Source organism: Amycolatopsis sp. NPDC049688, assembly GCF_040674975.1.
In the GTDB taxonomy this organism is placed as follows: Bacteria; Actinomycetota; Actinomycetes; order Mycobacteriales; family Pseudonocardiaceae; genus Amycolatopsis.
Genome location: NZ_JBFANY010000002.1, coordinates 317,084 through 343,663, shown reverse-complemented (window position 1 = coordinate 343,663; position 26,580 = coordinate 317,084). Strand labels below are relative to the sequence as shown.

Here is a 26,580-nt window from a genome sequence, read left to right as displayed (position 1 = left end):
CTACTCTCGGTGCGACGAAGGGAGCAGCCAGTGGGCGGCGGACACGCACCGGGCGTCGGGCGGCGGGCGACCAGCGAGTTCCCGGCCGGCTGGAGCGACGAGCAGATCATCTCGGTGGTCAAGGACGTCGCCAACGACCCCAGCGAGCCCCGCCGCCGGCAGCGCAACGGCCGCTGGCGGTGTGCCGGCGAGCGGTTCAACGTGCACCTGATCGTGCTGGTCGAGGACAACGGGCACGTGCACACCGCCTACCCGGTGGCCGGGCCCGGCGTGGTCCGCAACCCCGACACCGCCCGCGACCCGGCGAACCCGACGGTCGCCGACCTCAAGGGCAACCGCATCAGCTTCTTCGCCGACAGCGTCCTGACCAACCTCGCCAACCGGCTCTCGCCGGAGGACTACACGCACTACCGCACGCTGCTGTGGTCCGGCGAGTGGGAGGAGCTGGCCGACGTGCTGGCCGCGCACGCCGTCAAGCTCGGCTTCGGCTTCTCGGCCGACGAGTTCTCCGACTTCGAGAAGCTGCTCAACAGCTACGACCTGCCGGTGCCGGGCTGCGCGTTCCTCAACGACCGCGAGCACATCCTCAAGCAGCTGCGCCCGATCTAGCGGAAGTCGTACCCGAGGAAAGTGGCGATCGGGACGTAGCCGATGCGCCGGTACAGGGCGTTGCTGGTGACGTTGGCGGGGTCGGTGTAGAGGACGACGTCCGTCGCGCCCGCCGCCAGTGCGGCCTGGCTGACGGCGACCGTCACCGCGCCCGCGTAACCCCGGCCGCGCGAGCAGGCCGGGGTGTAGACGGGGTCGACCCGGACCATGCCCGCCAGCACCGGGGTCGAGCCCGCCATGGCGACGGGTGCGTCGGTCTCCCAGAACGTGAACTGCTTGCCGGCGAAGTTCGAGGCGGCCCAAGCCCGCTCGTCGGGGAAGGGTGCCTGCCCGACCGCGGTGGCGAACTCGCTGCACCAGCGAACGATCTCCGCACGGTCCCGCGCGGCCACGGCGCGGCCTTCGGGCGTCGGCTCCGGCGGGGTGAGCGTGCCGAGCCGGTGGAGCCGGACGCGCACGCCGGGCACCGGCACCACGTCGGCGCGCCGCTGCCATGCTTCGGCGAACGCGGTGGCGGAGCCGTCCTGGGCGGTCACCCCGCTCAGCACCCGACCGGTCAGCTCCGCGGCGAGGGCGTCGGCCTCCTCGGGGGCGACCGGGGTCAGGATCAGGCGTTGCGACAGGCGGAGGTAGCAGATCGCGCGGACCTCGCCGTCCCGCTCCAGCCGGCCGAAGAGGGTGCCCTTCTCCTCGTGTGTCCGCAGCTTCTCGAGCCCGGTCAGCTGCGAGGTGTGCAGCGCGGGTCGCGAGCGCAGGAAGTCCCCGGCGCAGGTCAGGAAGCCATCGATGTCCTCGGTGAGGTGCCAGCGCATGGGCAGGGGTCAGCTCGCCTGCGAAAGCGGCGGCGACGCGGCGGGCGTGACGGCCGCACGCAGTTCCTCCAGCGGCAGGCCGACGGCGTCGGCGATGGCTGCGACCGTGAAGAACGCCGGCGTCGGGATGCGGCCGGTCTCGATCTTCCGGAGCGTCTCGACCGAGATCCCGGCTTCGGCGGCGACGTCGACCATGCTCCGGCCGGCCCGCGCCGCCCGCAGCGCCAGGCCGAGGCGTTCGCCTCGCTCGCGCTCTTCATCCGTCAGCGGTACCCGCACCATGAGTGGGATTCTAATACCAGTAGTTGTCCACTGCCTGTGGATAACTCTGTGCACAGGTGTGGAAAAGCCCCGCCGATCCGAAAATCGGCGGGGCTTCCACAACACCTGGTGGTGTCAGGCGCCCGCGGGCACCGGAAGTGGCATGCCGGGCAGGCTCTGGTCGTTCGGCACGACGCCGTCGACCAGGTAGGCCTCCACGACCTTGTCCACACCCGCGTTGCCGCCGGCGTAGATGCCGTGGTCACCCTCGCCGGTGATCGTCAGCATCCGCGAACCCGCGAACGCCTTGTGCGCGCGCCGCGCGCCCTCGATCGGCGTCGCCGGGTCGTGCTCCGACTCGACGATCAGCACCGGCGGGACACCCTTGCCGTCCAGGACGGGCAGCGGGGACGGCGGCTTCTTCCAGAACAGGCACGGCTGGATGAACCAGCCCGCGCCGAGCAGGGGCAGCTGCTGGTCGATCAGCTTCTGCGACTGCTTGATGGCGCTCTGGGGCGAGCCGGTCCACGGACCCTCGTTGCACGGGATCGTCCAGAACGACGCGTCGTAGGCGTCACCGTCGGTCGGGACCATCAGCGGCTGCGCACCGGAGGTCTCGGTGCTCTTGTCGGCGGCCTTGACCTTCTGCGCGGCCGACGACTTGGCCTGCGCCGACGCGGTGCCCTGGGTCAGCGTGCGGACGCTGACCAGGTAGTCGGCCAGGCCGGGGAAGGACCGCTTCGAGTAGATGTTCGACGCGATGAACGAGTCCAGGCCGTTGGCCGAGACGGTCGAGCCGTCGGGCAGGGTGACCGCGCCCTGGGTCAGGGCGTAGCGGACCTGCTCGTAGGTCTGGCGGGCCGCCTCGCCGGTGGTGCCGAAGTGGTAGAGCTTGTCGTACTTCGCCACCCAGGGGAGGAAGTCCTGCCGGAAGCGGCGCTCGAAGCCGAGCGGCTGCCAGTCGAACGACTTCTGCCAGGTCGTGGTGAACTCCGTCGAGGAGTCGAGGACGAACCGGCCGGTGCGCGTCGGGTAGGCCTGCGCGTAGTGCGCGCCCATCCAGGTGCCGGCCGAGTAGCCGACCCAGTTGATCTTGTCACGGCCGAGCAGCACGCGCAGCAGGTCGATGTCCTTGACCGTCTGGTCGGTGTTGATCAGCGGCCCCAGCTCGCCGGACTTCTGCTGGCAGGACAGCGCCGCGTACTTCGTCGCCTGGAGGATCAGGTTCAGGTTGTCGCGGCTGCGGTCACGCGGGTCGAGGTCCGAGCCGGTGCCGATGGCGCCACCGCAGGTGATGTTCGTGCTCTTGCCGGTGCCGCGCGGGTCGAACCCGACGATCTCCTGGTGCTCGCGCAGCTTCGGCTGGTTGCGCAGGCGAGCCGGGAAGTTGCGCCCGGGCGCCCCCGGGCCGCCCGGGTTGGTGACGACGCTGGCCGTCGCGTCCTTGGTCGCCTTGAGCCGGCTGACGGCGATGGTCAGGTCGATCTGGGCGCCGGCCTGGTACCAGTTGCGCGGCGTCTTGTACGTCGCGCACTCCATGTCCTCGGCGCCCGCGGGCGGGGCCGTCGGCAGCTCGGAAGGGACGGCGCACTTGTGCCAGTCCAGCTTCTGGTTCGCGTACTGCGGCGGGATGTTCGTGGAGTTCAGCGGCTGCTTACCGGCCGCGACCTCCTGCCCTGCGAAGGCAGGGGTGAACCCGGCCAGCAGGGTGCCGGCGATGGCCGGGATCACCACCGCGTAGCGGAGTCGTGTCATACGGTTGCCCCTTTTGGGTATTCGCGTGTGGAGTCGGGCTATTGATATCGGGCCCGTCACGGCGGGGCAAGCGACGTTGGTCGGCATCGGCGGCCGGGGCGATCAAATCGATATCGGACAGACGTGACTCCCTGTCACCCAGGTTCTAAGGTCAGGCGGTCGGTTACGAGGGTGTTAGGTGAGGTCGATGTCGACGGTGAAACACGACGGAAAGGTGCGCGGGTTTCAGTTCAGCCCGTGGAACCTGCTCCTGATCGTCCCGCTGCTGGTCCTGGTCACGCCCCTGTTCAACGTGGACGGTCCGCGGCTGTTCGGGATGCCGTTCTTCTACTGGTTCCAGTTCCTCATGGTGGGCGTCGGGGTGCTGTCCACCTGGATCGTCTACCTGATGACGCGGGACAAGCCGACGGCTGACGCACCGGACAAGCTGAGCGTCGAGGACCTGGACGAGGGGGACGCTCGATGAGCAACCTGCAGTGGCCCGAGCTGATCATCTTCACGATCCTGTTCGCGCTGGTCACCGTCCTCGGTTTCATGGCGTCGCGCTGGCAGCGCGGCAGCACGCTGGACCACCTGGACGAATGGGGTCTCGGCGGCCGCAAGTTCGGCTCGTGGATCACGTGGTTCCTGCTCGGCGGTGACCTCTACACGGCGTACACGTTCGTCGCGGTGCCCGCGCTGGTGTTCAGCGCCGGCGCGCTCGGCCTGTACGCGCTGCCGTACACGATCGTCGTCTACCCGATCGTCCTCCTCCCGGCGCTGCGGATGTGGTCGGTTTCGCGGGTCCGCGGCTACGTGACCCCGGCCGACTTCGTGCGCGGCCGCTTCGGCTCGCCGATCCTCGCGCTGCTGGTGGCGATCACCGGCATCGTCGCGACCATGCCGTACATCGCGCTGCAGCTGGTCGGCCTCGAAGCCGTGCTGCGGACGATGGGCATCAACGGCTCCGGCATCGTCGGGCACCTGCCGCTGCTGGTCGCCTTCGTCATCCTGGCCTTCTACACCTATCAGTCCGGCCTGCGGGCGCCCGCGCTGATCGCGTTCGTCAAGGACATCCTGATCTACATCGTGATCCTGGTGGCGATCATCTACCTGCCCTCGAAGCTGGGCGGCTGGTCACATATCTTCGACGCGGCGGCGAAGAAGCTCGGCACGCCGAACCCGGCCACCGGCAAGCCGTCCGGGTCGATCCTGCTCACGGCCAACAACCAGCTCCAGTACGCGACGCTGGCGCTGGGCTCGGCCCTCGCCCTGTTCCTGTACCCGCACTCGCTGACCAGCGTGCTCGCCTCGCGCGGCCGCAACGTCATCAAGCGGAACATGGTCGCGCTGCCGGCGTACTCGCTGGTCCTGGGCCTGCTGGCGCTGCTCGGGTACGTCGCGATCACGGCGGGCGTCAAGCCGCTGACGAACGCGGCGACCGGCAAGGCGGACGGCAACACGATCGTCCCGGTGCTGTTCGACAACCAGTTCTCGTCCTGGTTCGCCGGCATCGCGTTCGCCGCGATCGGCATCGGCGCCCTGGTGCCGGCGGCGATCATGTCGATCGCGGCGGCCAACCTGTGGACGCGCAACATCTACAAGGAGTACATCCGCAAGAACGCGACACCGGCCGAGGAAGCGAAGCAGGCGAAGCTCGCTTCGCTGGTCGTGAAGCTGGGCGCGGTGGCTGTGATCATCCTGATCGACCCGCAGTTCTCGATCGACCTCCAGCTCATCGGCGGCGTGCTGATCCTGCAGACGCTGCCGGCGGTCGCGCTGGCGCTGTACACGCGCTGGTTCCACCGCTGGGGCCTGATCGCGGGCTGGGTCGTCGGCATCGGCTGGGGCCTGATCATGCTGTACGGCATCCCCAACCCGGCCAACGGCAAGCAGCACTTCGGCGGCTCGGCGCTGGCCCTGGGCAACATGTCGATCTTCGGCTGGCACCCGTTCTCGGGCTCCCTGGTCCAGATCTACGTCGGTTTCGTGGCCCTGATCGCCAACCTGGTGGTGGCGGCGATCGTCACGGTGATCGCCCGGCAGATGAAGGTGTTCAACGGCACCGACGACACCAACGCCGAGGACTACCACGCGGACGAGAACGACAAGGACCTGCGCCCGATCGGCGTCCACTAAGGACGGACGGCCGCCCGGGAAACGAGGTAGAGCACCAGCCCGTTGAGCAGGTGCCAGAGGAAGTGCGTGCCGACCGGGACGTAGTCGCATACGTCCCGGTCGAGCGTGCGCAAGCTCAGCGAGAGCGCGAAGACGGCGCCTGCCACGGCGAAGTGCGTCCACGAGGCGTCGCGGCGGAAGGCCAGCAGGGCGGCGAACGCGAACAGCCCGATCACGGCGGACAGGTAGAGCCCACCGCCCAGCAACGCCGTGACGAGGGTGAGCGCGAGGAACGCGGGCGGCCCGAGCCACCACAGCCGCCACCCGAAGAACACCCGCGGGAACAACCCGGCGTACACCAGCACGAAGACGAGGATCGCCACCGAGTCCGCGACGGCGGCCCACCGCGTCGCGAGCAGGTGGAACGCCGTGCTGGCCACGAAAACGAGCCCGATCAGCCCGGCGAGCAGCCGCCCGGCGCGGTCCCCGGCCGCGAGCCGCCACACCAGCACGGCGGCGACCAGGAACGCGAGGTTGCTGAGACTGTTGAGCGGTTCACCCCAGAGCCCGGGTGCGACGCGTTCGCAGTACCCGTCGACGTAGTCCGTCACGCGACCAGCCAACCACGACTAGCGTGCGGGGTATGAGCGACGCGGTGAGCCGGTTCCCGGTGACGGAACTCGAAGACCTGCCCGACGACCTGCGCGAGCGCGTCGGCGTGATCGCCGAGAAGTCGGGCTTCACGCCGAACATCTTCCGCGCCCTCGGCCACCGCCCCGCCGAGCTGCGGGCGTTCCTCGACTACCACGACGCCCTGATGGAACGTTCCGAAGGACTCACCAAGGCCGAGCGCGAGCTGGTCGTCGTCGCCACCTCCGGCGCCAACCACTGCACCTACTGCGTCGTCGCGCACGGCGCCATCCTGCGCATCCGCGCCAAGGACCCGGAGCTGGCCGACCGCGTGTCGAGCAACCCGTGGCAGGTGGAGCTGGACGAGCGCGGCCGCGCCATCGTCGACCTCGCGCTCGCCCTGGCCCAGGATTCGGCCCTGTTCGGCGAAGGCGACCTCGAAGCCGCGCGCAACGCCGGCCTCACCGACGACGAGATCTGGGACGTCGGCGCGATCACGGCGTTGTTCGCGATGTCGAACCGCCTCGCCCACCTCACGGCGCTGCGGCCCAACCCGGAGTTCTTCCTGCTCGGCCGGCTCCCCCGCTAGAACTCCAGGCGCCAGGTCTCGTCGGTCAGCTTCGGCCCCCAGTCGTCGAAGTCCGCCTCGGCGACCAGCTCGAACCCGGCCGCGCGGTAGATCGACCGTGCGGCGTCGAGGATGGACACCGTCGACAGCTCCATCGCGCGGTAGCCGTGGGCCCTGGCGAACTCCACGCACTCGGCCACCAGCCGTTTGCCGACGCCGTGGCCGCGTGCCGACGGCTCGAGCAGCAGCAACCGGAGCTTCGCGGTGTCCGCGTCCGGCCCGCGGCCGCAGCCGATGCTGCCCACGCGCTCGCCGTCGAGCTCGGCGATCCAGAACGCCTGCCGCGGGTTGTCGCTGTGGTCGAGGAAGTCCGCGGCGAGCCGGGCGACGAGCGCCTCGAAGCGGGCGCCGAAGCCGTACTCCCGGGCGTAGAGCGCGCCGTGGCGTTCCACCACCCAGCCGAGGTCGCCCGGTCGTGGCGGCCGGAGGACGAGCGCGGGGTCGCGGCGGCGGTCGCCGACCAGGTCGCCGATCGTGCGCATCGCCGTCAGCAGGCGCTGCTGGTCCTCGTCGGCGAAGCGGCGCAGCAGCCCGCCGATCTGGTCGGCCGAACGGCGGTTCAGCACCGCGAAGGCGTCCCGGCCCGCGGTGGTCGGCCGCACGAGCTGGCGGCGCGCGTCCTCCTCGGACCGTTCGCGCACGATGAGCCCGCGGGACTCGAGGCGGGCGAGGAGCCTGCTCGCGTAGCCGGCGTCGAGTTCGAGGCGTTTCCGCAGTTCAGTGACCGGCAGCGGGTCCTCGTGGGCGAGCTCGAACAGCACGCGGGCTTCCGGCAGCGAGTATTCGGCGTCCGCCGGTCCTTCGTCGAGCACGCCGATGACGCCGGTGTAGAGCCGGTTGAAGGCACGGACCGCGGCGACCCGGTCGGCGAGCTGAGCGTCATTCATTGACCACCTCAACAAGTTCGTTGACGAAGTCAAAGATTACCCGACAGGGCGACCGCCAGAAGTGCGGAAATGGGAAACCCCGCGATGCTGCCAGGTCGGGGGTCCGCCAGCATCACGGGGTCGTACTGGGTATCGACGCCCCTCCGGGCGGCGTTACACCACGAGCACGATGTGGCCTAGGTCACTCGAATGGGCGACCGCCACGGGGTGAAGAGATCAGCGCATGTAGCCCGAGCGAGCCTGCGAGATCGCGATGAGTTCCTGACGGACCGTCGCGGTGGCGGCGGTGTCGATCGCCCGGTTCAGCGCCCGGCGAGTGCGAGCCTCGGCGCGACGGGCACGGAGCTTGGCGGCGATGTTGTTCATCGGTTTCTGCATCCCCTTCGAGGGTCTTGGTGGCTTGTAGGTCTAGTATGCGCCTTTTTTCACAAGGACGCCAATGAATATCCGGTGATGTGGCGCACTCGCCGATGAATCATCGGCAAACTTGGGTAGCAGCCGGAGAGATTCAGGGTGGCGGCGGTCACGGCTAAGCAACCGGCTACCAGTATCTAGCTCTCTCTAGTTCTAAGACTAGAAAGACTTAGTTACGCTCATAGACCGCGAGACAGCCGGAAAAGCCCAGGTCAGTCGCGTCCGAGCAGGTAGTGGCCGAAGTGCGGCACGGTGAAGGCGATCTGCCCCCGCTCGGCGGAGTACACGAGGCCCTTCTTCATCAGGCTGTCGCGTGCCGGCGACAGCGACGACGGCTTCCGCCCGAGGAACACGGCGACGTCGGCGGTGCCGGCCGGCTCGTCGCGGCCCTGGGTCAGCGAAGCCATCGCCTGCAGGTACTCGCGCTCGGCGGGTGTCGCGCGCTCGTAGCGCGAGCCGAAGAACCCGACGGCCAGCTCCGACTCGGCTTCGGGCGCCGCGACCTGGACGTCCTTGACCGTGATCGGGTCGGACGGCGCCGCGTCCCAGGCCGCCTTGCCGTAGGCCTGGATGAAGTAGGGATAGCCGCCGGACGCGTCGAAGAGCGCGTCCAGGGCCTCCGGCTCGATGCCGGCGTCCTCACGCTCGATCGGCGCCATCACGGCGAAGTCGGCGTCCTCGCGGCTCAGCCGGTCGATGCGCGCGTACCGGAACAGCCGCTCGGAGTAGGACTTCGACGCCGAGAGCACCGCGGGCACGTGCGGCAGCCCGGCCCCGACGACCACCAGCGGCGCACCGGACTGGGAGAGCTCGTGGCAGGCCGCGCACAACGCCGAGACGTCGTCGGGCTGTAGGTCTTGGATCTCGTCGATGAGCAGCGCGACACCGGTGCCGACGTCCGCGGCCAGCTCGGCGACGTCGGTGAACAGCTCGACGAGGTCGATCTCGATGTCCCCGGAGTCGGCCCGCCCCTGCGCGGCGGGCACGTCGATGCCCGGCTGCCACCGGTCCCGCAGCTTCGCGTCGGGCTTGTTGGCCCGCAGCGCGAACGCCTTCAGCACGCCGAGCACCTCTTCGACCCGGTCCGGCGCCCGGTGCCGCACGGCGAGGTCCCGGATGGCCCGGTGCAGCGCGGCCGACAGCGGCCGCCGCAGCTCGGCGTCCGGCCGCGCCTCGATCTTCCCCGCCCCCCACTTGTGCCGCACGGCCATCGCCCGCAGCTCCCCGAGGAGCACGGTCTTCCCGACCCCGCGGAGGCCGGTGAGGACGAGACTGCGTTCGGGTCTCCCCCGCGCCACCCGCTCCAGCACCACTTCGAAGGCCTTGAGCTCACGCTCACGCCCGGCCAGCTCGGGCGGCCGTTGGCCGGCGCCCGGCGCGAAGGGGTTGCGGATGGGGTCCACTCTGCCAAGCTATCGGCGTTTCTAGGGTGAACCCGATATTCCGCCATAGACAGCTAGCGCGTGTCGCCCGGGTTCGACCGGATGGCCGTACATAGAGACGAACAGGTCTGCAGCCCTGCTCGTCCCTACCCCCAGTGCGCTCTTACGACGCGTCACTGGTCGGTCAGGTTCCGTTCCGCGTAGATCTTCATCGCGTCCCGGACGAACTCGGCCGTCGCCCCTTCGACCCCGTACCGCGGGTCGTCCACGTACAACTGCCCGAGCCCCGCGAAGTACCCCGCGGACACCGACGAGACCGCCGGCCGCAGCCATTCGTGCAGCCGCCGCGTGATCGCCTGGACCTCGCCCGCGTCCGGGGCGAGCCCGGAAGCGCAGGCCGCGCCGAACGCCGCCGCGATGTCGCGCTGCTCCTGCTGGTGCGCCTGCTTCTCCTCGGCGGTCAGCGAGCTCCACCACTGGTCACCGCGCTGGTACGCGTCCGCGCCCCAGCGCTGGGTGACCTCCTTCTCGTACTTCGTGTGGTCGAAGCCGTCGAAGACTTCTTCTGCCATCAGTCGTTCACCTCCCTTCAGTTTCCGGAGGGTCGTGCGGACCGACTCGATCTGCCGTCCGATCCGCCGCTGCTCCTGTTCGAGCAGCTCCAGGTGGGTTTCGAGGGCCGCGGCGCTGTCGCGCTGCCCGTCGAGCACCTCGGCGATCGCCGGCAGCCCGAGCCCGAGCTCGCGCAGCAGCAGGATCCGCTGCAGCCGGACGAGCGCCTGCTCGTCGTAGTAGCGGTAGCCGTTGCCGCCGATCCGGCTGGGCTCGAGCAGGCCGACCGCGCCGTAGTGGCGCAGCGTCCGGCTCGTGGTCCCCGCCGAGCGGGCGATGTCCTGGATCGACCACTCCATGCCGACGACGATAGAAGTTGACGCTGCGTCAAGGTCAACCGCTAAAGCTTTCTAAGTATCTCTAGCTTCAGAGCTATAAAGAGCCAGAAAGCCCGATGAGGATTCGAGCCCGGGCCGAGCGGGCACCCACGGAGTAAGTTCGACCAGGCAGCGGCCCGTACGAGGAAGGCAAACGACCGTGATACTCCGTCGAGTGGCACGTCCCCTGCTCGCCACGATCTTCGTGACGGGCGGAATCAATGCGCTGAGGCACGCCGAAGGGCACGCGAAGGCGGCGGAACCGTTCCTCAACAGCGCGTTGGAGAAGGTCGGCGACAAGGTCCCGGCGCAGATTCCGCGCGATCCGGTGACGCTCGTCCGCATCGACGCCGCCGTGAAGGTCGGTGCCGGCCTCGCCCTCGCGTCCGGCAAGGCGCCGCGGCTCGCGGCCGGGCTCCTGCTCGGCAGCCTGATCCCGACGACGCTCGCCACGCACAGCTTCTGGGCCATCAAGGACCCGGCCGAGAAGCAGCAGCAGCAGATCCAGTTCTTCAAGAACGCGAGCCTGGCCGGCGGCCTGCTGCTCGCGGTCGCCGACACGCACGGGAAGCCGTCGGCGGCCTGGCGCGCGAAGCACGCCGCGAAGGACGTCGGCGCCGCGGCCGGGAAGCTGAGCCGCAAGGGGCAGAAGCGCGCCAACAAGCTCGCCAAGCGGGCCCAGAAGGCGCTCCCCAACTAGAGTGCGGCAAAAAGGGCCGCCCCGCGTGCGAGGGGCGGCCCTTTTCCGTGCGCGTTACTTCTCCAGGATCGCGGTGACGCCCTGGCCGCCGGCCGCGCAGATCGAGATCAGGCCGCGGCCGGACCCCTTCTCGTGCAGCAGCTTCGCCAGCGTCGCGACGATCCGGCCGCCGGTCGCGGCGAACGGGTGCCCGGCCGCCAGCGACGAGCCGTTGACGTTCAGCTTCGCCCGGTCGATCGCGCCGAGCGGCGCGTCCAGGTCCAGCTTCTCCTTGGCGAACGCCGGGTCCTCCCACGCCTTGAGCGTGGCCAGCACCTGCGACGCGAACGCCTCGTGGATCTCGTAGAAGTCGAAGTCCTGCAGCGAGAGCCCGGCCCGCGCGAGCATCCGCGGCACGGCGTACGCGGGCGCCATCAGCAGGCCCTCTTCGCCGTGGACGTAGTCGACGGCCGCGGTCTGCGAGAACGTCAGGTACGCCTGCACCGGCAGCTTGTGCGCCTTCGCCCACTCGTCGGTGGCGAGCAGGACCGTCGACGCGCCGTCGGTCAACGGCGTCGAGTTGCCCGCCGTCATCGTGCCGCCGGGGCCGCCGAAGGCCGGCTTGAGCTTGGCGAGCTTCTCCGCGGTCGAGTCCGGGCGCAGGTTCTGGTCGCGCGCGAGCTTGAGGAACGGCGTCACGAGGTCGTCGAAGAACCCGCGGTCGTAGGCGGCGGCGAGCTTCTGGTGGCTGCTCGCCGCCAGCTCGTCCTGCGCCTCGCGGGTGATCTCCCAGATCTTCGCGGTCAGCGCCGCGTGTTCGCCCATCGACAGGCCGGTGCGCGGCTCCTCGTTGCGCGGGATGGCCGGGACGATGTGGCCCGGCCGGATCTTCGCGACGAGCTTGAGCCGGTCGCCGAGCGTCTTGGCCGCGTTGAGCTGGATGAGGATCTGGCGGAGGTCCTCGTTGACGGCCAGCGGCGCGTCGCTCGTGGTGTCGACGCCGCCGGCGATGGCCGAGTCGATCTGGCCGAGCGCGATCTTGTTGGCGACGTTGACGATCGCCTGCAGCCCGGTGCCGCACGCCATCTGGACGTCCGACGCCGGTGTGGCGGGCGAGAGCCTGCTGCCGAGCACGCTCTCGCGGGCCAGGTTGAAGTCCTTCGAGTGCTTGAGCACGGCACCGGCGGCGACCTCGCCGATCACCTCGTCCTGCAGCGAGAACCGGCTGACCAGGCCGTCGAGGGCGGCGGTGAACATGTCCTGGTTCGACGCCTTCGCGTACGGGCCGTTCGACCGCGCGAAGGGGATCCGGTTGCCCCCGATGATGGCGACCTTGCGCACAGCTGCTGTCTTCTTCGGCGGCATGAACTTCACCTCTCTGGTCGGCTCCTGCACACTGTAACCTACTCAGGAGTAGGTTAGACTGCGGCGTGACGCAGACGGCACGGGAGGCAACCGATGGCTGACAGGTACCAGCAGTTCACGAAGACCCCGCTGGGGAAGTTCGTGGTGCCGAAGCTCGGCCTGCCGAATCCCGCGACGCTGCGCCGGTACCGGCCCGGGCAGCCCGCCCTCGAGGGTCCCGCACTCCTCGGTGCCGCGCCCGGCGGACGGCTGGAGAAGACCCTGCGCGACCAGATGGCCGACGCCGGCATCGACGTCATCACCACGGCCGCCGACCGGCACGCGGCGCTGGTCTTCGACGCCACCGGCATCACCGACCCCGCGCGCCTGCGCGAGGTCTACGACTTCTTCCACCCGGTGATCCGCAGCGTCGGCCCGTCCGGCCGGGTCGTCGTGCTCGGCACCCCGCCCGAGCAGGTCGAGGGCCGCGAGCGGATCGCCCAGCGCGCGCTCGAGGGCTTCATCCGTTCGGTGGGCAAGGAGCTGAAGCGCGGCGCGACCGCCCAGCTCGTGTACGTCGCCGACGGCGCCGAAGAGGCGACGGAGTCGACCCTGCGCTTCCTGCTCTCGGCGAAGTCGGCGTTCGTCGACGCGCAGGTGATCCGGATCGGCACCGAGGGCAAGACCGCGTCCGCGCCCGCGAGCTGGGAGAAGCCCCTGGCCGGCAAGGTCGCGCTGGTCACCGGCGCGTCCCGCGGCATCGGCGCGGCGATCGCCGAGGTGCTGGCCCGCGACGGCGCGCACGTCGTCGCGCTCGACATCCCAGCCCAGGGCGGCGACCTGTCGAAGGTCGCCAACAAGGTCGGCGGGTCGTCGCTGCAGCTCGACATCACTTCGCCGAGCGCGCCCGCGAAGCTCGCGGAGTACCTGAAGGAGCGGCACGGCGGCGTCGACATCGTTGTGCACAACGCCGGGATTACCCGCGACAAGACGCTGGGGAACATGAGCGAGAGCGCCTGGGACTCGGTGATCGCCGTGAACCTGGCCTCGCAGCTCGCGGTGAACGACAAGCTGCTCGCCGACCGCGTGCTGAACGAGAACGGCCGCATCATCGGCGTCTCGTCGATCGCGGGCATCGCCGGCAACGTCGGCCAGACGAACTACGCGACGTCGAAGGCGGGCGTGATCGGCATGGTGAACGTCGGCGCGCCGCAGCTCGCGGCGTACGGCGGCACGATCAACGCCGTCGCGCCCGGGTTCATCGAGACCAAGATGACGGCCGCGGTCCCGCTGTTCATCCGCGAAGCCGGGCGGCGGCTGTCCAGCCTCGGCCAGGGCGGCCTGCCGGTCGACGTCGCCGAGACGATCGCCTGGTACGCGAACCCGGCGTCCGCCGCGGTGAACGGCAACGTGGTCCGCGTCTGCGGCCAGGCCCTGCTGGGGGCGTGACGTGGCGATCCGCGAACTCGACAGCACGCCGAGCCTGGCCACGCTGTACCCGAAGGCGCTGCTCGGCGGCGTGCTGCGCAAGCCGTCCGGTGATTCGCTGCCCGACACGGAGCTGGTGCGCACCGGCATCGTCGTCGACCCGGCGCACCTCGCCGCGTACAACACGGTGTGCGGTTTCCGGCTGAGCGACGAACTGCCGGCGACGTACCCGCACATGCTGGCGTTCCCGCTGCAGATGGCGCTGATGACCGAGCCGGGGTTCCCGTTCCCGCTGCTCGGCATGGTGCACGTGGCGAACCGGATCACTCAGCACCGCGCGCTGCGGGTGGGCGAGCCGCTGACCGTGCGGGTGCGGGCGGAGAACCTGCGTCCGCACGAGAAGGGGCGTCAGTTCGACGTCGTCAGCGAAGCCTGGGCCGGTGAGCACCTCGTCTGGTCTGACGTCAGCACGTACCTGCGTCGCGGCTCCGGCTCGGGTTCCTCTCGCCGGGACCAGCTGGCCCCGCCGACGCCGGACGCGATCTGGCGCGTCCCGGGCGACATCGGGCGGCGCTACGCGGAGGTCTCGGGCGACCGCAACCCGATCCACCTGCACCCTCTGACAGCCCGCCTGTTCGGCTTCCCGCGCGCGATCGCCCACGGCATGTGGACGAAGGCCCACGCGCTGGCGGCGTTCGAGGGACGGCTGCCGGAGGCGTTCACGGTGGACGTCCGCTTCAAGCAGCCGGTGCTGCTGCCGGCCAAGGCCGCGTTCACGTCCTGGCCGGTGGACGACGGCTGGGCCTTCGAGCTGTGGAGTGGGTCGAAGCCGAACCTGGAGGGGACGATCAGCTCACTCTGACGGCTTCCAGACCGCGCCCTCGATGAGGTCGTTGAAGCCGAGCCAGACGAGGTTCATCATCCAGGAGGCGAGGACGCCGTCGGAGATGTCGGGGTGGTCGAGGGCCCAGTCGGCCAGCGACTCGGCCCCGCCGACCAGCGACGCGGCCAGCCCTTCGCCGGAGAACTCGGCCTGCTCCCCGACGCCCTTGCGGGTGCCGGCCGAGACGACGAGCGCGGCGACGAGCTGGATCGCCCGCGCCCGCATGTCGGTGATCTCCGCGGCGAAGGCCCCGCCCACGGTGAGGGCCTGGCGGTGCAGGACCGTCCACGACTCGCGGTACTCGGCGACGAAGCGGTAGAAGGACCGCAGGCCGTGCCAGAGCTGCATGTCCGGCGGCAGGTCGGGCTGCACGCCGGCCTGGATGGCCTCGAGCAGGCGGGTCGCCTCGCGGCGGATGCACGCGCCGAAGAGGTCCTCCTTCGAGCCGAGGTAGGTGTAGATCATCGGCTTCGAAACCCCGGCGACGTCGGAGATCTCGTCCATCGACGCGGCGTGGTAGCCGTGCCGCGAGAAGACCTGGACGGCCGCGTCCAGGATCTGCCGCTCGCGCACGGCACGCGGCAGCCGCCTGGCCCGTTCGGGCGGACGCTGATCTTCCTCTGACACGCTGGACCTCCTCGTTGCTGCCCGGAGACGGTACCGGGCGTTGCCACGCGTGGGTGATTTCGGCACGCTTGCCCGCGTACCTACTGGCGGGTAGCCTTACGCGTGAGTAACCGGGAGAGGGGTGACCATGGCCGACCACACGGAGATGACCAGCGCCGATCGGATCACGGAGCTCCGCGGGGCAGCGCTGCTCGACGCCCTGGAGCGCCTCGACCCGCTGAGCCCCGAGGCCCACGCCCTCAACGTCAACGAGCTCGCCCTAGACCCCGCCGACCTCCGCAAGGACGACTTCCGCCGTCTCCTGAACGCGCTCCTCAGGCTGGCCACCCACGCACCGGCGTTCGACCTGAGCAAGGTCGAGCCGGCCCGGTTCGCGTCCCTGGTGGCCTCGGCGTCGCGCGCGCAGCTCGAGAGTGTCGTCGCGGACCGGGCCTTGCGGGAGCGCCTCCTGGACGAGATCTTCGCCCGCATGGGCGCCCACATCCGCCCCGACCGAGCACGTGATTTGCAGGCAGTGGTCCACTGGCGCCTGTCCGGAGGAACCGGAGAAGGCGGCTTCGACCGCTACGAGACGGCAATCGCGCACGGAAGGTGCACGGTGAGCCGCGAGATGCGCTCCCCGGCGCGAGTCACCATCACCATCGCCCCGGCCGACTTCTTCAGGTTGATCACCCACCAGGCCACCCCGGCGGTGTTGTTCGTCACGGGAAGAATCAAGGTAAAAGGCGACCTGGCCTTCGCGGCGGGGTTGATCGGATTCTTCGACCTCCCACATCCCGTATAGTCCACCCCCGTGCCCCGGAAACCGAAATGGCGCCGCCCCCTTCGCGGCGGCCACGCGGTGAACGCGTTCGCGGAGAAGCTGGTCATCGGCAACCTGACGCCAGACCAGTTCATCCAGGTCCTGGAAACATTGCACATGCTGGGATCGGCGGGAGCGGGCATCGAGCTGAGCTCGTTGTCAACGGACGTCCTGGTGGACGTGGTCCGCCGCGCCTCCCGTGATCAGCTGAAGGCGATCGCTTCTCATCCGGAGCTGCGATCGGTGTTTTTGGACGAGATATTCCGCCGGATGTCGGAACATTTTTCGCCGCCTCGGGCACGTCATGTGGATTTCGTGGTTTCCTGGCGCTTTTCGGAGGGTTCGGGAGAGGACGGCTACGACCGTTTCCAGACGGTGATCGAGGACGGGGTGTGCGTTTCTTCAGCGGACCTGTCCCGGACGCCGGACACAACGATAACGCTGTCGGTGGACGACTTCATCCGCATGGCAACGGGCAACGCGGCGGCGGCAGCGATGTTCGTGACGGGAAGGGTGAAGGTGAAGGGCGAGTACGCCCCGGCGGTCAGGTTCTCAAGCTACTTCGACATCCCCAAGCCGACCGTGGACTAGCTGTCACACGTCGGGGACAGCAAACTGTCGGTGTCCACCTTTAGTGTGGATCCATGAGCCTGACCGACGTCCAGCAGGAGCATGTCCTCAAAGCCATCGAGGAGTTCGACAACCTCGGTCGCGATACCTTCATGGACAGGTATGGGTCCACTGAGGCGTCCCGGTATGTCGTCGTGTATCGAGGCAAGGAGTACGACCTAGACGCGTTGGCTCGCTCGGCTCACGGATCCGCGCTGGGAACTCCACCTCGCTCGTCAGGCCTCACGGACCCGAGTGGCACGGTTGCCGCCCATTTGGCGAAGCTCGGCTTCTACCCTCGCGATGTTCGAGGCAATTCGACGAACAATGCACACGTCTACGGCGAGGTTGCGGGGTGTCCGGAAGGCACCACCTTCGCGAGTCGAGCCGAGGTGGCCGCAAGTGGTGTGCACCGCGCTCTGCAGGCTGGCATCGTCGGAACTGGTGCGCGGGGTGCAGAGTCGATCGTGTCTTCCGGTGGCTATGTGGACGACGACGATCGCGGGGACGAACTCATCTACACCGGTCATGGAGGGCGGAACGACAGCGGCCGGCAGGTCGCCGACCAAACGTTCACCAGCCCTGGCAACGCCGCCCTTTTGACGAGCCGGGAGACCGGTGCCCTAGTTCGAGTTGTGCGTGGCGCGGACCCCAAGTCGCCACACGCTCCGAACCAGGGTTACCGCTACGAAGGGCTCTACCGAGTTCAAGAGGAGGCCTTGGTGCCAGGGCAAGGCGGCCACCTCGTGTGCCGGTTCCAAATGGTCAAGGTCGCTAGCCCTATTGATGTGATCTTCCCCGCCGGCGACTACTTGTTGCCGTCGGAGCCCAGTCATACCGCGGGCAATGCTCAACCTGGGCGTAAGGCCGTCACCACGCAACGCATCGTCCGGACGACGAAGATCGCCGAAGACGTGAAGAAGCTCTACGACCACAGGTGTCAATTGTGCGACACCCGGTTGTCCCTCGGGGATGGCCGGGGATATTCAGAGGGGGCGCACATCAAGGCGCTCGGCGGCTTGCACCGTGGTCCCGACCTCACGTCCAACGTGCTCTGCCTTTGCCCCAACTGCCACGTGCAGTTCGACCGCGGCGCGGTGGTGATCGCGCCTGATCGCACGGTGCTGCGAGAGGGTGCCCCAGTTGGCCGGCTGCGAGAGCTGCCAGGCCATGGAATCGATGACGAGTTCCTGACCTACCACCGGGATCTCCATTCCCGGCTCAGCCTTCGATGACCTTGCCCTCGATGACCGTCGGGTGTTCACGGCGCGGCTCTTCGCTGACGACCTCGCTGTCCACCACCATCACCGGCCCCCGTCGGCGGTTGGCGAACTGCACCGCTCGCTTCTCCATCCGCCGCAACCACCACCGGCGAGCCACCGCGCGCGAAGGCGGCAGCATCAGCAGCAACCCCAGCACGTCGCTGACGAACCCCGGCACCAGGATCAGCACCCCGCCCAGTCCGACCAGCATCCCGTCGGTCAGTTCCTTCTCCGCCGGCCGTCCGGATCGGGCCGCGGCCAGGAACGCCCGCATTGCCTTGCCGCCCTCGCGGCGGGCCAGCCAGGATCCCAGGAACGCCCCCGCCAGCAGGAGGCCCAGCGTGCCGAGCACGCCGACGGCCGAGCCCACCGCCCAGATCGCGGCGATCTCGGCGATGACGTAAAGCAGGAACGCGACAGCCATACCCGTACAACGAACAGCCTGTCCGATTTGCTCCCGATCAGCGCAGCAACGTCGACACCAGCGACCGCAGGGCCGCCGCCAGGCGCTCGGTCTCGCCGGTCTTCAAGGACCGCAGCATCAGGTCGCTGTGCAACGACCCCAGCAGCAAGTGCGCCGTCAGGTCCGCGTCCAGTGCAGGGGACGCCGAGGCGATCAACCCCGACACGTGCGCGTGCCACGCCAGGTAGACCGGGCTGTTCAGCCGGTCCGTTGCCGCCTGCTCGAACGCCGCCATCACCTTGACGTTCCGGGTGGCCAGCTCCACCACCGCGTCGAAAAACGCCGCCAAACGCGAAGCCGGGGGTGCGCCCGGGCCCAACGGAGGGGGGCCCGTCGAAATCGCCGTGGACAACGACTCGACCCGCGACTCCACCAGCGCGCGCATCAAGCCCTCGCGGTTGCCGAAGCGGTGGAACACCGTCCCCTTGCCGACTCCCGCCGCTGCTGCGACGCGGTCCATCGACACCTCGGCGAGGTCGTGTGACGCCAGCAACTCCTCCGTCGCGCGCAGGATCGCGCGGCGGTTGCGGGCCGCGTCGGCGCGTTCCATGCGTACTCCTCGACAACTTGACCGTCGGTCCATATAGTAGGCCGCCGTAAGTTGACCGATGGTCCAGTTAAGGGGATGCGATGCGCGCAGTGGTGCAGTACGGCACGGGCGGCCCGGAAGTGCTCAAGGTCGAGGAGCGACCTGAGCCGCAGCGGAACGCCGGCGAGGTCCTCATCCGGACCGAGGCGATCGCAGTTCCGTTCTACGAGACTCAGCTGCGGTCCGGGCTGATCCCGGCCGGGCCGCCGGCGATCTTCGGGCACGAGGCCGCCGGGGTCGTCGTCGAAGCCGACGATGCGAGCCTGCGTGGCCGAAGGGTCGTCACCATGTCCTACACCGGTGGCGCGTACGCCGAGGTCGTCGCCGCGAGCCAGTACACGCTCGTGCCCGATGACCTCACGCCCGAGGTGGCCGTGGCCGCTGCCGTTTCGGCCGCGGTGGCGCTTGGCCTGATGACCGCCGCGAAGGTCGTCGAAAACGAAACCGTGCTGGTCGAAGCCGCGTCCGGGGCCATCGGCAGCTATCTGGTCCGGCTGGCCGAGCGAGCAGGCGCCCGAGTCGTCACCACCGCCGGGAAAGGCCGGGCCGACATCGACCACCGCGACCCGGACTGGCGGCAGAACGTGCCGGACGGCATCGACGTCGTCTTCGAGTCCATCGGCGGCCCGCGCGCGGCCGAACTCACCGCGAAGCTCGCGCCGCACGGCCGGATCCTCGCCTACGGCATGCTCAGCGGCGAATTCCCGGTCTTCCCCGTCGCCGGGCTCATCGCGCGCGGCCTCACGCTGATCGGCTTCGGCGGCCCGGACGCCTATGGCAAGCGGGTCGCGGCCGGCCGCGCCGAAGCACTCGGCCTCGTCGCGGACGGCACGCTGACCCCCGTCATCGACCGGACCTACCCCCTCGCCGACGTCGCCGCCGCACACGCGCGCGTCGAGAGCCGCGAAGGGACCGGAAAGGTCGTGCTCGTTCCCTAGCTCGGCACCTCGTCCAGGTACGCCTGCGCCTGCAGCGTGAACAACTCCGCGTACCCCGCCTTCGCCGCCATCAGCTCCTCGTGCGTCCCGTACTCCGCCACCTTCCCGTGGTCCAGCAACAAGATCCGCTCCGCCTGACGCACCGTCGAGAACCGGTGCGAGATGTACAGCGTCGTCCGGCCCTCGGACAACGTCCGCAACCGTGAAAACAGGTCGTGCTCGGCCTGGGCGTCCAGCGCCGACGTCGGCTCGTCGAGGATCAACAACGGCGCCTCGCGCTGGAACGCCCGTGCCAAAGCGATCTTCTGCCACTCGCCGCCGGACAATGAGACGCCCTGGTCGAACCACCTCCCCAGTGGGCTGTCGTAGCCGGACGGCAGCCGCTCGATGCGCTCGTCGGCGCCCGCCCGGCGGGCCGAATCCTCGATGTGCGGCCGGTCTTCCAGCCGCGAGAGGTCGCCAAGGCCGATGTTCTCCGCCGCCGTGCCCTGGTACGTCACGTAGTCCTGGAACATCGCGCTGATCCGCGTGCGCAGCTCGTCCGGGTCGTACTCGCGGATGTCGACGCCGTCCAGCAGGATGCGGCCGTCCGTCGGGTCGTACAGCCGGCAGAGGAGCTTGAACAGCGTCGACTTGCCCGCGCCGTTGCGGCCCACCACCGCCACCGTCTCGCCCGGGCGGATCTCGAAGCTGACGTCCTCCAGCGCCGGCTCTTCCGAACCCGGGTAGGCGAACGTCACCGAGTCGAACTCGATGTGACCCTCCACAGTGGACGGCATCGGGCGGGGTGCCGCCGGTGCGGTGATCTCCGGTTTCGTGTCCAGGAAGCGGTACAGCGTGTCCAGGTACAGATTGTTCTCGTACATCCCCGAAAACGCCGTGAACAGGCCGGACACCGACGTCTGCACGGACGTCGCCGCGGCCGTGTACAACGCCAGGTCACCCAGGGTCAGCCGCCCGCCGACCGCCTCCAGGGCGATGTACAGCGCGATCGCCGAACCCGCGAACGTGCTCAACAGCCCCCAGGCCGTCGAGCTGACGTTGCGGTTGATCGTCAGCTTCCGCTGCCGCTCGTAGGACACCAGGCCGAGCCGGCGGAACCGGTCGACGAAGTACGGGCCGAGCCCGAACAGCTTCGTCTCCTTGGCGTAGGTGTCCGTCGTGACCAGCGACGACAGGTAGTCCATCCGCCGCTTGATCGGCGACATCAGGAACGTCAGCCAGAACGCGCGCGAGCCGTACTTGGACTGCGAGATGAACGCCGGGATCGGCGCCACCAGCGCGACCAGCGCCAGCAGCGGGCTGATCGAGACGAGCAGCGCGATCATGCTGCCGAACGTGATCAGCGTCCGCACCAGCCCCAGCGCGGAGTTCATCATCGACAGCGGCCGCGTCGGCGCCTCCTGCGCGGCCTGGCGCAGCATGTCGTAGGACGCCGACCCCTCGAAGTACGCCAGGTGCAGTTCACTCGCGTGCGCCATCACCTGGTGGCGGATGGTCAACGTCATCCGCTCCTGCAGCAGTGACTGCGCGATCGACGTCACCGCGCTGCTGATCGCGGTCGCCGCGAGCACCCCGAACTGGAACAGCGCGACGTTGACGATGTCGCCCGTGGTGCCCTTGCCCTGGATCGCCGCGACGACGGCGTCGAGCAGCAGCTTCGCGATGTACGCGGTCACGGTCGGCAGCAGCCCCGACAGCAGCGTGATCAGCGCCAAGAGGATCGTCAGGACCGGGCTCGCCTGCCACGTCAGCTTCGCGACCTTCGGCAGGCCGCGGACCGTGCCGGCGACGGACGTCTTCGCGCGCGACAGCCGGGAGCGCAGGTCCTTCGGCTGGTCCTCCTGCTTCGGTTCCGGAATGTCGACGGGCCCGGTGAGGCCGCTCTCCGGCACTGTCGTCGCGTGCCGCCGTCGGCCGCGCCGGGCCAGCATGAACTCCATGCCGCCCCCACCGCCCGGGATCACTGGGCCTCCACGGCGCCGTGCAGGAAGACGTCGACCACCTGGCGCGTGGTGGGGGCGTCGTCGATCGGCGCCATCCGGCGGCCGCCGAACAGCAGCGTCAGGAACAGCGCGGCCAGCTGTTCGGCGGTCAGCCGCAGCCGTTTCCGGTCGGGTTCGAACAGTTCGGTGATCGCGCCGCGCATGGCGGTCATCGACTCGCTGCGGCCGCCCTTCATCGTGCGATTCTTCAGGCGCTGCTCGGGGTCGCGCTGCTTGTGCCTGCCGGACGCGTGCAGGGCGCCCATCAGCGCGCCCATCCGCTCGAAGTGCGCGCCGAGCGCTTCGGCGGCCTCGACGAGCCGGTCGGCAAGGGGCTGCTCGATGGGGATCTCGGCGATCGCGTCGAGGACGTGGTCGGGGCGCAGCACCTCGGCGGTGCAGGCGTCGAACAGCTCGTCCTTGTCCTTGAACGCGCGGAAGATGGTGCCCTCGCCGATACCGGCGGCGCGGGCGATCTGGCTGGTCGTGACGTTGGCGCCGTGCTCCATCAGGAGCGGCAGCACCGCGTGCACGATCATGGCGCGCCGGTCTTCGACGCTCATGCCCGGCGCTCTTCGCCGGGTTTCGGGTGCTGGTGTCATGGCATCCAGTGTGCGGAGTGAGTGCTCACTCCGTCAAGCGGGTATAAGTTGGCTCCATGGGTGTGCTCTGGGCGATGGCGTTCCCGATCCTGGTGGTGCTGCTGTTCCTGCTGGCCGTGTTCGAGGTCTGGGGCCGGCGGTTCCTGCCGTGGCACCGCCGCGGTGACGGCCAGCGGGTGGCGAGCGTCGCGGCGACCGAAGAGGTGGAAGCGATCCTCGGCGGCACGAAGCAGCATGAACTCGAGCAGCGCCAGGTCCAGCTGATGCTGGTCGACGACGAGGCGGACGGCGCCCCGCCGCGCACCCACGTCGACCTCGACGCCGGGAAGATCGTCTTCCGGAAGTGAGGGCCGCCCGGAGGCGGCCCTCACCTGCGAGAACTCAGTACGTCATGGCCATCGCCGGGTCGGCCAGCAGGGCGCCGACGTCGGCGAGGAACTCCGAACCCTGCTGGCCGTCGACCACGCGGTGGTCGAAGCTCAGCGACAGCTGGAGCACCTTCCGGACCTTGATCTCGCCGTCGACCACCCACGGCTGGTCCTTGATCGCGCCGAGGCACAGGATCGCGGACTCGCCCGGGTTGATGATCGGCGTTCCGGTGTCGACGCCGAACACGCCCACGTTCGTGATCGTGATCGTGCCGTTCGCCATGTCCGCCGGAGACGTCTTGCCCTCGCGGGCCGTGTCGGTCAACGCCGTCAGCGCCTGGGCCAGTTCCTTCAGCGACATCGAGTCGGCGTCGCGGACCTTCGGCACGATCAGGCCGCGCGGGGTGGCCGCGGCGATCCCGAGGTGGACGTAGTCCTTGTAGACGATCTCCTGCGCCGCTTCGTCCCAGACCGCGTTGACGTCCGGCGTCCGCTTCGCCGCCAGGCACACGGCCTTGGCCGCGAACGTCAGCGGCGTGACCTTGACCCCGGCGAACTCCCGCGACTTCTTGAGCTTCTCGCGGAACTCCATCATCGGCGTGACGTCGATGGTCAGGAACTCCGTGACGTGCGGAGCGGTGTACGCGCTCTGCACCATCGCGGCCGCGGTCATCTTCCGGACGCCCTTGATCGGGACGCGCCGCTCGCGGGACCCGCTGTCCACGGCGGGAGCCGCGGGGGCGGCGACCGGGGTTCCGTTGGCCGCGCGCTCGACGTCTTCGCGGGTGATCACGCCACCGGACGCGCTCCCGGCCAGCGAGTGCAGGTCGACGCCGAGGTCCTTGGCGAGCTTCCGCACCGGCGGCTTCGCCAACGGGACGTACCCGCCGCGAGGAGCAGCCGGGGCAGGAGCAACCGGGGCCGGTGCCACCGGGGCAGGCGCCGGAGGGGCGGCGACAGCAGCAGCCGGAGCGGGAGCGGCCGGAGCCGCACCCTTGCGGGCGCGCCGCTGCGTGACCACCGCCTTGGAGCCGTACCCGACCAGCGGCTTCATCTCCTCCTCCGCCTCGGCGGGAGCAGGCGCAGCAGCCGAAACGGCAGGAACGGCAGGAGCGGAAGCACCACCCGGGTCGACGTCGATGGTGAGAATCGGCGTACCGACCTCCACCGTCTGGCCCGGCTCGACGTGCAGCTCCGTGACGACCCCGGCCCACGGGATCGGCAGCTCGACGGCGGCCTTCGCGGTCTCGATCTCGACCACGATCTGGTTCACCGTCACGGTGTCGCCCGGCTTGACGTGCCAGGACAGGATGTCGGCTTCGGTCAGCCCCTCCGCCGTGTCGGCCAGGGGAAACTGTTTGTACGTGGGCATTGCGCGGAAATCCCCCTTACCAGGCGAGCGAGCGGTCGACGGCGTGCAGCACCCGGTCCAGGTCGGGGAGGTAGTGCTCCTCGAGCTTGGCCGGCGGGTACGGCGTGTCGAACCCGGTCACCCGGAGGACCGGCGCTTCCAGCGAGTAGAAGCACTCCTGCTGGACGCGCGCGGCGATCTCCGAGGTCAGCGACGACTCGGACGGCGCCTCCGACAGCGCGATCAGCCGTCCGGTCTTGCGCACCGACTCGAACACCGGGCCGAGGTCCAGCGGCGAGAGCGTGCGCAGGTCGATGACCTCGAGGGACTTGCCTTCGTCCTCGGCCGCGGCGGCCGCGTCGAGGGCCACCTTCACCGACGGGCCGTACGCGACGACCGTCGCCGTGGTGCCTTCGCGGACGACCTGCGACGAGAAGCACGGAACCGGCGTGCCGGCCACGTCGATCTCCGCGCGCAGCGCACCCGAGTGGTACAGCCGCTTCGGCTCGAAGAACAGCACCGGGTCGTCCGACTTGATCGCCTCTTGGATGCCCCAGTAGGCGTCGACGGCGTTCGAAATCGACACGACCTTGAGGCCCGGGATGTGCGCGAACAGCGACTCCGGCGACTCCGAGTGGTGCTCGACCGCGCCGATCCCGCCGCCGAACGGCACCCGGATCACCACCGGCATCTTGATCTTGCCCTGCGTCCGGTAGTGCAGCTTCGCCAGCTGGGAGGAGATCTGGTCGAAGCCGGGGAAGATGAAGCCCTCGAACTGGATCTCGCACACCGGCCGGAAGCCGCGCACGGCCAGGCCGACCGCGGTGCCGATGATGCCGGACTCCGCCAGCGGCGTGTCCAGCACGCGCTGCTCGCCGAAGTCCTTCTGCAGGCCGTCGGTGATGCGGAAGACGCCGCCGAGCTTGCCGACGTCCTCGCCCATGATCAGGACCTTGGGGTCCGCTTCCATCGCGCGGCGCAGGCCGAGGTTGAGGGCCTTGCCGATGGTGAGTTTCTGGAGGTCGGTCATCAGTGCTCACCCGCCGAGACGAAGCCGTCGAGGTAGGACAGGAACTCCGCGCGCTGCGCCTCCAGCACCGGGTTGCCCTCGGCGTAGACGTTGCTGAAGATCCGCTCCGGCGGTGGCTCCGGCATGTTGAACGTGTACTCGCGCAGGTCGGCGGCGAAGGCGTCCGCCTCGGCCTGGACGCTGTCGAAGAACGCCTGGTCGGCGCCGCCGCCGCGGGCCAGGAACGCCCGGACGCGCTCGATCGGGTCCTTGAGCTTCCACTCCTCCAGCTCGTCGGAGAGCCGGTAGCGGGTGGGGTCGTCGGTCGTCGTGTGCGCGTCCATCCGGTAGGTGAACGCCTCGATCAGGACCGGGCCGTTGCCGTGGCGGCACTCGTCGAGCGCCCAGCGCGACACCGCCAGGCAGGCCAGGACGTCGTTGCCGTCGACGCGGATGCCGGGGAAGCCGTAGCCGCGGGCGCGCTGGTACAGCGGCAGGCGCGACTGGCGCTCGGTCGGCTCGGAGATCGCCCACTGGTTGTTCTGGCAGAAGAACACCAGCGGCGCGTCGTAGACGGCGGCCCAGACGAAGCCTTCGTGGACGTCGCCCTGCGAGGTCGCGCCGTCGCCGAAGTAGCAGATCGTGGCTTCGCCGTCGTCGTCGCCGACCTTGCCCTCGAACTTCTGGCCCATCGCGTAGCCGGCCGCGTTGAGCACCTGGTTGCCGATCACGATCGTGTAAGGGTGGAAGCCGGTGGCCCGGTAGTCCCAGCCGCTGTGGTCGGTGCACCGGAAGATGCCCAGCAGGTCCTTCATGTCGACGCCGCGCGTGTACGCGACGCCGTGCTCGCGGTAGCTCGGAAACGCCATGTCGTTCGCCTTGAGGGCGCGGCCGGAGCCGATCTGCGCGGCCTCCTGGCCGAGCAGCGGGACCCAGATGCCCAGCTGGCCCTGGCGCTGCATGGCGTTGGCTTCGCGGTCGGCCCGCCGGACCAGCACCATGTCGCGGTACAGGCCGCGGAGTGCTTCGGCGTCGATGTCGTCGACGTACTTGTCGAACTGGGGCGACGGAACCCGTTCGCCTTCGGGGGTGAGCAGCTGAGTCAGCTCAGCGCCACCTTCGCTCGTCGCTCGCAACCCGGCGATCACCTGCTCCGGCGATGGCTGGGCCGCTACCGCGGCCGGCCCGTCGCCGGGTTCCGGGTGCGTCCACTGTTCGGACGGCATGCGCAGTACTC

At 69.4% G+C, this 26,580-nt stretch carries 29 protein-coding genes; 12 read left to right on the top strand and 17 right to left on the bottom strand.

What is annotated here, in order from left to right:
- Window positions 1-30 precede the first annotated feature (30 nt).
- The gene (locus AB0J55_RS07600; protein ID WP_364244248.1) at window positions 31-609 is read left to right on the top strand and encodes an EndoU domain-containing protein; all 579 of its coding nucleotides are present in this window, start codon (window positions 31-33) and stop codon (window positions 607-609) included.
- Here the strand turns inward: AB0J55_RS07600 and AB0J55_RS07595 are convergent.
- The 3 genes from AB0J55_RS07595 to AB0J55_RS07585 all read right to left on the bottom strand — a co-directional run bounded on the left by AB0J55_RS07595 (window position 606) and on the right by AB0J55_RS07585 (window position 3,437).
- Window positions 606-1,421: a GNAT family N-acetyltransferase gene (locus AB0J55_RS07595; RefSeq protein ID WP_364244246.1), complete on the bottom strand. Its 816-nt coding sequence runs from the start codon at window positions 1,419-1,421 to the stop codon at window positions 606-608. The genes AB0J55_RS07600 and AB0J55_RS07595 overlap by 4 nt on opposite strands.
- 9 nt (window positions 1,422-1,430) lie before the next feature.
- A complete protein-coding gene (locus AB0J55_RS07590; RefSeq protein WP_033261071.1) occupies window positions 1,431-1,703 on the bottom strand; it encodes a helix-turn-helix transcriptional regulator in 273 nt (90 codons plus the stop codon).
- Window positions 1,704-1,817: 114 nt separating this feature from the next.
- A complete protein-coding gene (locus tag AB0J55_RS07585) occupies window positions 1,818-3,437 on the bottom strand; it encodes an alpha/beta hydrolase (protein WP_364244244.1) in 1,620 nt (539 codons plus the stop codon).
- A 187-nt stretch (window positions 3,438-3,624) separates the two neighbouring features.
- Between AB0J55_RS07585 and AB0J55_RS07580 the strand changes: the two genes are divergently transcribed.
- The gene (locus tag AB0J55_RS07580; protein WP_364244241.1) at window positions 3,625-3,903 is read left to right on the top strand and encodes a DUF3311 domain-containing protein; all 279 of its coding nucleotides are present in this window, start codon (window positions 3,625-3,627) and stop codon (window positions 3,901-3,903) included.
- The gene (mctP, locus tag AB0J55_RS07575) at window positions 3,900-5,555 is read left to right on the top strand and encodes a monocarboxylate uptake permease MctP (RefSeq protein ID WP_364244239.1); all 1,656 of its coding nucleotides are present in this window, start codon (window positions 3,900-3,902) and stop codon (window positions 5,553-5,555) included. Before AB0J55_RS07580 ends, mctP begins: the two co-directional genes overlap by 4 nt.
- On the opposite strand, the gene AB0J55_RS07570 is transcribed toward mctP, so the two are convergent.
- Window positions 5,552-6,145, bottom strand: coding sequence for a hypothetical protein (locus AB0J55_RS07570; protein ID WP_364244236.1), 594 nt, complete (start codon window positions 6,143-6,145; stop codon window positions 5,552-5,554). The genes mctP and AB0J55_RS07570 overlap by 4 nt on opposite strands.
- A gap of 32 nt (window positions 6,146-6,177) precedes the next feature.
- On the opposite strand from AB0J55_RS07570, the gene AB0J55_RS07565 reads away from it, so the two are divergent.
- Window positions 6,178-6,753 carry a peroxidase-related enzyme gene (locus tag AB0J55_RS07565; protein ID WP_364244234.1) on the top strand — a complete coding sequence of 192 codons (576 nt, stop codon included), beginning with the start codon at window positions 6,178-6,180 and terminating at the stop codon, window positions 6,751-6,753.
- Here AB0J55_RS07565 and AB0J55_RS07560 read toward each other — a convergent pair.
- From AB0J55_RS07560 to AB0J55_RS07545, 4 genes are all read right to left on the bottom strand, one after another.
- On the bottom strand, window positions 6,750-7,679 hold the full coding sequence (locus AB0J55_RS07560) for a helix-turn-helix domain-containing GNAT family N-acetyltransferase (RefSeq protein WP_364244232.1): 930 nt from the start codon (window positions 7,677-7,679) through the stop codon (window positions 6,750-6,752). The two genes, AB0J55_RS07565 and AB0J55_RS07560, sit on opposite strands and share 4 nt — an antisense overlap.
- Before the next feature lie 216 nt (window positions 7,680-7,895).
- On the bottom strand, window positions 7,896-8,057 hold the full coding sequence (locus tag AB0J55_RS07555; RefSeq protein WP_364246035.1) for a hypothetical protein: 162 nt from the start codon (window positions 8,055-8,057) through the stop codon (window positions 7,896-7,898).
- A gap of 248 nt (window positions 8,058-8,305) precedes the next feature.
- Window positions 8,306-9,496 (bottom strand): ATP-binding protein, encoded by a 1,191-nt coding sequence (locus AB0J55_RS07550; RefSeq protein ID WP_003058004.1) that lies wholly within the window; start codon window positions 9,494-9,496, stop codon window positions 8,306-8,308.
- A 152-nt stretch (window positions 9,497-9,648) separates the two neighbouring features.
- The gene (locus tag AB0J55_RS07545) at window positions 9,649-10,386 is read right to left on the bottom strand and encodes a MerR family transcriptional regulator (protein WP_364244230.1); all 738 of its coding nucleotides are present in this window, start codon (window positions 10,384-10,386) and stop codon (window positions 9,649-9,651) included.
- 178 nt (window positions 10,387-10,564) lie between these two features.
- Between AB0J55_RS07545 and AB0J55_RS07540 the strand changes: the two genes are divergently transcribed.
- Window positions 10,565-11,104 (top strand): DoxX family membrane protein, encoded by a 540-nt coding sequence (locus AB0J55_RS07540; RefSeq protein ID WP_364244227.1) that lies wholly within the window; start codon window positions 10,565-10,567, stop codon window positions 11,102-11,104.
- 54 nt (window positions 11,105-11,158) lie between these two features.
- On the opposite strand, the gene AB0J55_RS07535 is transcribed toward AB0J55_RS07540, so the two are convergent.
- Window positions 11,159-12,448, bottom strand: a complete 1,290-nt coding sequence (locus AB0J55_RS07535) for an acetyl-CoA C-acetyltransferase (protein WP_364244224.1) — start codon at window positions 12,446-12,448, stop codon at window positions 11,159-11,161.
- A 93-nt stretch (window positions 12,449-12,541) separates the two neighbouring features.
- On the opposite strand from AB0J55_RS07535, the gene AB0J55_RS07530 reads away from it, so the two are divergent.
- Together AB0J55_RS07530 and AB0J55_RS07525 are read left to right on the top strand one after the other, a co-directional pair.
- Window positions 12,542-13,876, top strand: a complete 1,335-nt coding sequence (locus AB0J55_RS07530; RefSeq protein ID WP_364244222.1) for a 3-oxoacyl-ACP reductase — start codon at window positions 12,542-12,544, stop codon at window positions 13,874-13,876.
- A gap of 1 nt (window position 13,877) precedes the next feature.
- Window positions 13,878-14,717, top strand: a complete 840-nt coding sequence (locus AB0J55_RS07525; protein WP_364244219.1) for a MaoC/PaaZ C-terminal domain-containing protein — start codon at window positions 13,878-13,880, stop codon at window positions 14,715-14,717.
- Here the strand turns inward: AB0J55_RS07525 and AB0J55_RS07520 are convergent.
- Window positions 14,709-15,365: a TetR/AcrR family transcriptional regulator gene (locus AB0J55_RS07520; RefSeq protein ID WP_086843734.1), complete on the bottom strand. Its 657-nt coding sequence runs from the start codon at window positions 15,363-15,365 to the stop codon at window positions 14,709-14,711. The two genes, AB0J55_RS07525 and AB0J55_RS07520, sit on opposite strands and share 9 nt — an antisense overlap.
- 127 nt (window positions 15,366-15,492) lie before the next feature.
- On the opposite strand from AB0J55_RS07520, the gene AB0J55_RS07515 reads away from it, so the two are divergent.
- Genes AB0J55_RS07515 through AB0J55_RS07505 form a run of 3 tightly spaced genes read left to right on the top strand, consistent with a single transcriptional unit; the run spans window position 15,493 to window position 18,011 of the window.
- Window positions 15,493-16,149, top strand: a complete 657-nt coding sequence (locus tag AB0J55_RS07515) for an SCP2 sterol-binding domain-containing protein (RefSeq protein ID WP_364244216.1) — start codon at window positions 15,493-15,495, stop codon at window positions 16,147-16,149.
- A 57-nt stretch (window positions 16,150-16,206) separates the two neighbouring features.
- Window positions 16,207-16,758, top strand: a complete 552-nt coding sequence (locus AB0J55_RS07510; protein WP_364245941.1) for an SCP2 sterol-binding domain-containing protein — start codon at window positions 16,207-16,209, stop codon at window positions 16,756-16,758.
- A gap of 53 nt (window positions 16,759-16,811) precedes the next feature.
- A complete protein-coding gene (locus AB0J55_RS07505) occupies window positions 16,812-18,011 on the top strand; it encodes a YDG/SRA domain-containing protein (RefSeq protein ID WP_364244214.1) in 1,200 nt (399 codons plus the stop codon).
- Here the strand turns inward: AB0J55_RS07505 and AB0J55_RS07500 are convergent.
- Window positions 17,998-18,462 (bottom strand): FxsA family protein, encoded by a 465-nt coding sequence (locus AB0J55_RS07500; protein ID WP_364244211.1) that lies wholly within the window; start codon window positions 18,460-18,462, stop codon window positions 17,998-18,000. The genes AB0J55_RS07505 and AB0J55_RS07500 overlap by 14 nt on opposite strands.
- Before the next feature lie 37 nt (window positions 18,463-18,499).
- On the bottom strand, window positions 18,500-19,051 hold the full coding sequence (locus AB0J55_RS07495) for a helix-turn-helix domain-containing protein (RefSeq protein ID WP_364244208.1): 552 nt from the start codon (window positions 19,049-19,051) through the stop codon (window positions 18,500-18,502).
- A gap of 80 nt (window positions 19,052-19,131) precedes the next feature.
- Here AB0J55_RS07495 and AB0J55_RS07490 point away from each other — a divergent pair, with 80 nt between their 5' ends.
- On the top strand, window positions 19,132-20,028 hold the full coding sequence (locus AB0J55_RS07490) for a zinc-binding dehydrogenase (RefSeq protein ID WP_364244205.1): 897 nt from the start codon (window positions 19,132-19,134) through the stop codon (window positions 20,026-20,028).
- On the opposite strand, the gene AB0J55_RS07485 is transcribed toward AB0J55_RS07490, so the two are convergent.
- Together AB0J55_RS07485 and AB0J55_RS07480 are read right to left on the bottom strand one after the other, a co-directional pair.
- Window positions 20,025-21,971, bottom strand: coding sequence for an ABC transporter ATP-binding protein (locus AB0J55_RS07485; RefSeq protein ID WP_364244203.1), 1,947 nt, complete (start codon window positions 21,969-21,971; stop codon window positions 20,025-20,027). The two genes, AB0J55_RS07490 and AB0J55_RS07485, sit on opposite strands and share 4 nt — an antisense overlap.
- Before the next feature lie 20 nt (window positions 21,972-21,991).
- A complete protein-coding gene (locus tag AB0J55_RS07480) occupies window positions 21,992-22,576 on the bottom strand; it encodes a helix-turn-helix domain-containing protein (RefSeq protein WP_364245938.1) in 585 nt (194 codons plus the stop codon).
- Between the two features lie 95 nt (window positions 22,577-22,671).
- Here AB0J55_RS07480 and AB0J55_RS07475 point away from each other — a divergent pair, with 95 nt between their 5' ends.
- A complete protein-coding gene (locus AB0J55_RS07475) occupies window positions 22,672-22,962 on the top strand; it encodes a DUF6191 domain-containing protein (protein WP_364244200.1) in 291 nt (96 codons plus the stop codon).
- A gap of 34 nt (window positions 22,963-22,996) precedes the next feature.
- Here the strand turns inward: AB0J55_RS07475 and AB0J55_RS07470 are convergent, their stop codons facing one another.
- Genes AB0J55_RS07470 through pdhA form a run of 3 tightly spaced genes read right to left on the bottom strand, consistent with a single transcriptional unit; the run spans window position 22,997 to window position 26,569 of the window.
- Window positions 22,997-24,355, bottom strand: coding sequence for a dihydrolipoamide acetyltransferase family protein (locus AB0J55_RS07470; protein WP_364244197.1), 1,359 nt, complete (start codon window positions 24,353-24,355; stop codon window positions 22,997-22,999).
- A gap of 16 nt (window positions 24,356-24,371) precedes the next feature.
- Window positions 24,372-25,364, bottom strand: coding sequence for an alpha-ketoacid dehydrogenase subunit beta (locus AB0J55_RS07465; protein ID WP_364244194.1), 993 nt, complete (start codon window positions 25,362-25,364; stop codon window positions 24,372-24,374).
- On the bottom strand, window positions 25,364-26,569 hold the full coding sequence (pdhA, locus tag AB0J55_RS07460; protein WP_364244191.1) for a pyruvate dehydrogenase (acetyl-transferring) E1 component subunit alpha: 1,206 nt from the start codon (window positions 26,567-26,569) through the stop codon (window positions 25,364-25,366). The genes AB0J55_RS07465 and pdhA overlap by 1 nt, the downstream gene beginning before the upstream one ends.
- Window positions 26,570-26,580: the final 11 nt, after the last annotated feature.

Excerpts from the sequence above, each read along its gene's own strand:
- AB0J55_RS07595 (WP_364244246.1), bottom strand. The coding sequence starts at position 1,421 with ATGCGCTGGCACCTCACCGAGGACATCGATGGCTTCCTGACCTGCGCC.
- AB0J55_RS07590 (WP_033261071.1), bottom strand. The coding sequence starts at position 1,703 with ATGGTGCGGGTACCGCTGACGGATGAAGAGCGCGAGCGAGGCGAACGC.
- AB0J55_RS07585 (WP_364244244.1), bottom strand. The coding sequence starts at position 3,437 with ATGACACGACTCCGCTACGCGGTGGTGATCCCGGCCATCGCCGGCACC.
- AB0J55_RS07580 (WP_364244241.1), top strand. The coding sequence starts at position 3,625 with ATGTCGACGGTGAAACACGACGGAAAGGTGCGCGGGTTTCAGTTCAGC.
- mctP (WP_364244239.1), top strand. The coding sequence starts at position 3,900 with ATGAGCAACCTGCAGTGGCCCGAGCTGATCATCTTCACGATCCTGTTC.
- AB0J55_RS07565 (WP_364244234.1), top strand. The coding sequence starts at position 6,178 with ATGAGCGACGCGGTGAGCCGGTTCCCGGTGACGGAACTCGAAGACCTG.
- AB0J55_RS07560 (WP_364244232.1), bottom strand. The coding sequence starts at position 7,679 with ATGAATGACGCTCAGCTCGCCGACCGGGTCGCCGCGGTCCGTGCCTTC.
- AB0J55_RS07555 (WP_364246035.1), bottom strand. The coding sequence starts at position 8,057 with ATGCAGAAACCGATGAACAACATCGCCGCCAAGCTCCGTGCCCGTCGC.
- AB0J55_RS07545 (WP_364244230.1), bottom strand. The coding sequence starts at position 10,386 with ATGGAGTGGTCGATCCAGGACATCGCCCGCTCGGCGGGGACCACGAGC.
- AB0J55_RS07535 (WP_364244224.1), bottom strand. The coding sequence starts at position 12,448 with ATGCCGCCGAAGAAGACAGCAGCTGTGCGCAAGGTCGCCATCATCGGG.
- AB0J55_RS07530 (WP_364244222.1), top strand. The coding sequence starts at position 12,542 with ATGGCTGACAGGTACCAGCAGTTCACGAAGACCCCGCTGGGGAAGTTC.
- AB0J55_RS07515 (WP_364244216.1), top strand. The coding sequence starts at position 15,493 with ATGGCCGACCACACGGAGATGACCAGCGCCGATCGGATCACGGAGCTC.
- AB0J55_RS07505 (WP_364244214.1), top strand. The coding sequence starts at position 16,812 with ATGAGCCTGACCGACGTCCAGCAGGAGCATGTCCTCAAAGCCATCGAG.
- AB0J55_RS07500 (WP_364244211.1), bottom strand. The coding sequence starts at position 18,462 with ATGGCTGTCGCGTTCCTGCTTTACGTCATCGCCGAGATCGCCGCGATC.
- AB0J55_RS07495 (WP_364244208.1), bottom strand. The coding sequence starts at position 19,051 with ATGGAACGCGCCGACGCGGCCCGCAACCGCCGCGCGATCCTGCGCGCG.
- AB0J55_RS07490 (WP_364244205.1), top strand. The coding sequence starts at position 19,132 with ATGCGCGCAGTGGTGCAGTACGGCACGGGCGGCCCGGAAGTGCTCAAG.
- AB0J55_RS07485 (WP_364244203.1), bottom strand. The coding sequence starts at position 21,971 with ATGGAGTTCATGCTGGCCCGGCGCGGCCGACGGCGGCACGCGACGACA.
- AB0J55_RS07480 (WP_364245938.1), bottom strand. The coding sequence starts at position 22,576 with ATGAGCGTCGAAGACCGGCGCGCCATGATCGTGCACGCGGTGCTGCCG.
- AB0J55_RS07475 (WP_364244200.1), top strand. The coding sequence starts at position 22,672 with ATGGGTGTGCTCTGGGCGATGGCGTTCCCGATCCTGGTGGTGCTGCTG.
- AB0J55_RS07470 (WP_364244197.1), bottom strand. The coding sequence starts at position 24,355 with ATGCCCACGTACAAACAGTTTCCCCTGGCCGACACGGCGGAGGGGCTG.
- AB0J55_RS07465 (WP_364244194.1), bottom strand. The coding sequence starts at position 25,364 with ATGACCGACCTCCAGAAACTCACCATCGGCAAGGCCCTCAACCTCGGC.
- pdhA (WP_364244191.1), bottom strand. The coding sequence starts at position 26,569 with ATGCCGTCCGAACAGTGGACGCACCCGGAACCCGGCGACGGGCCGGCC.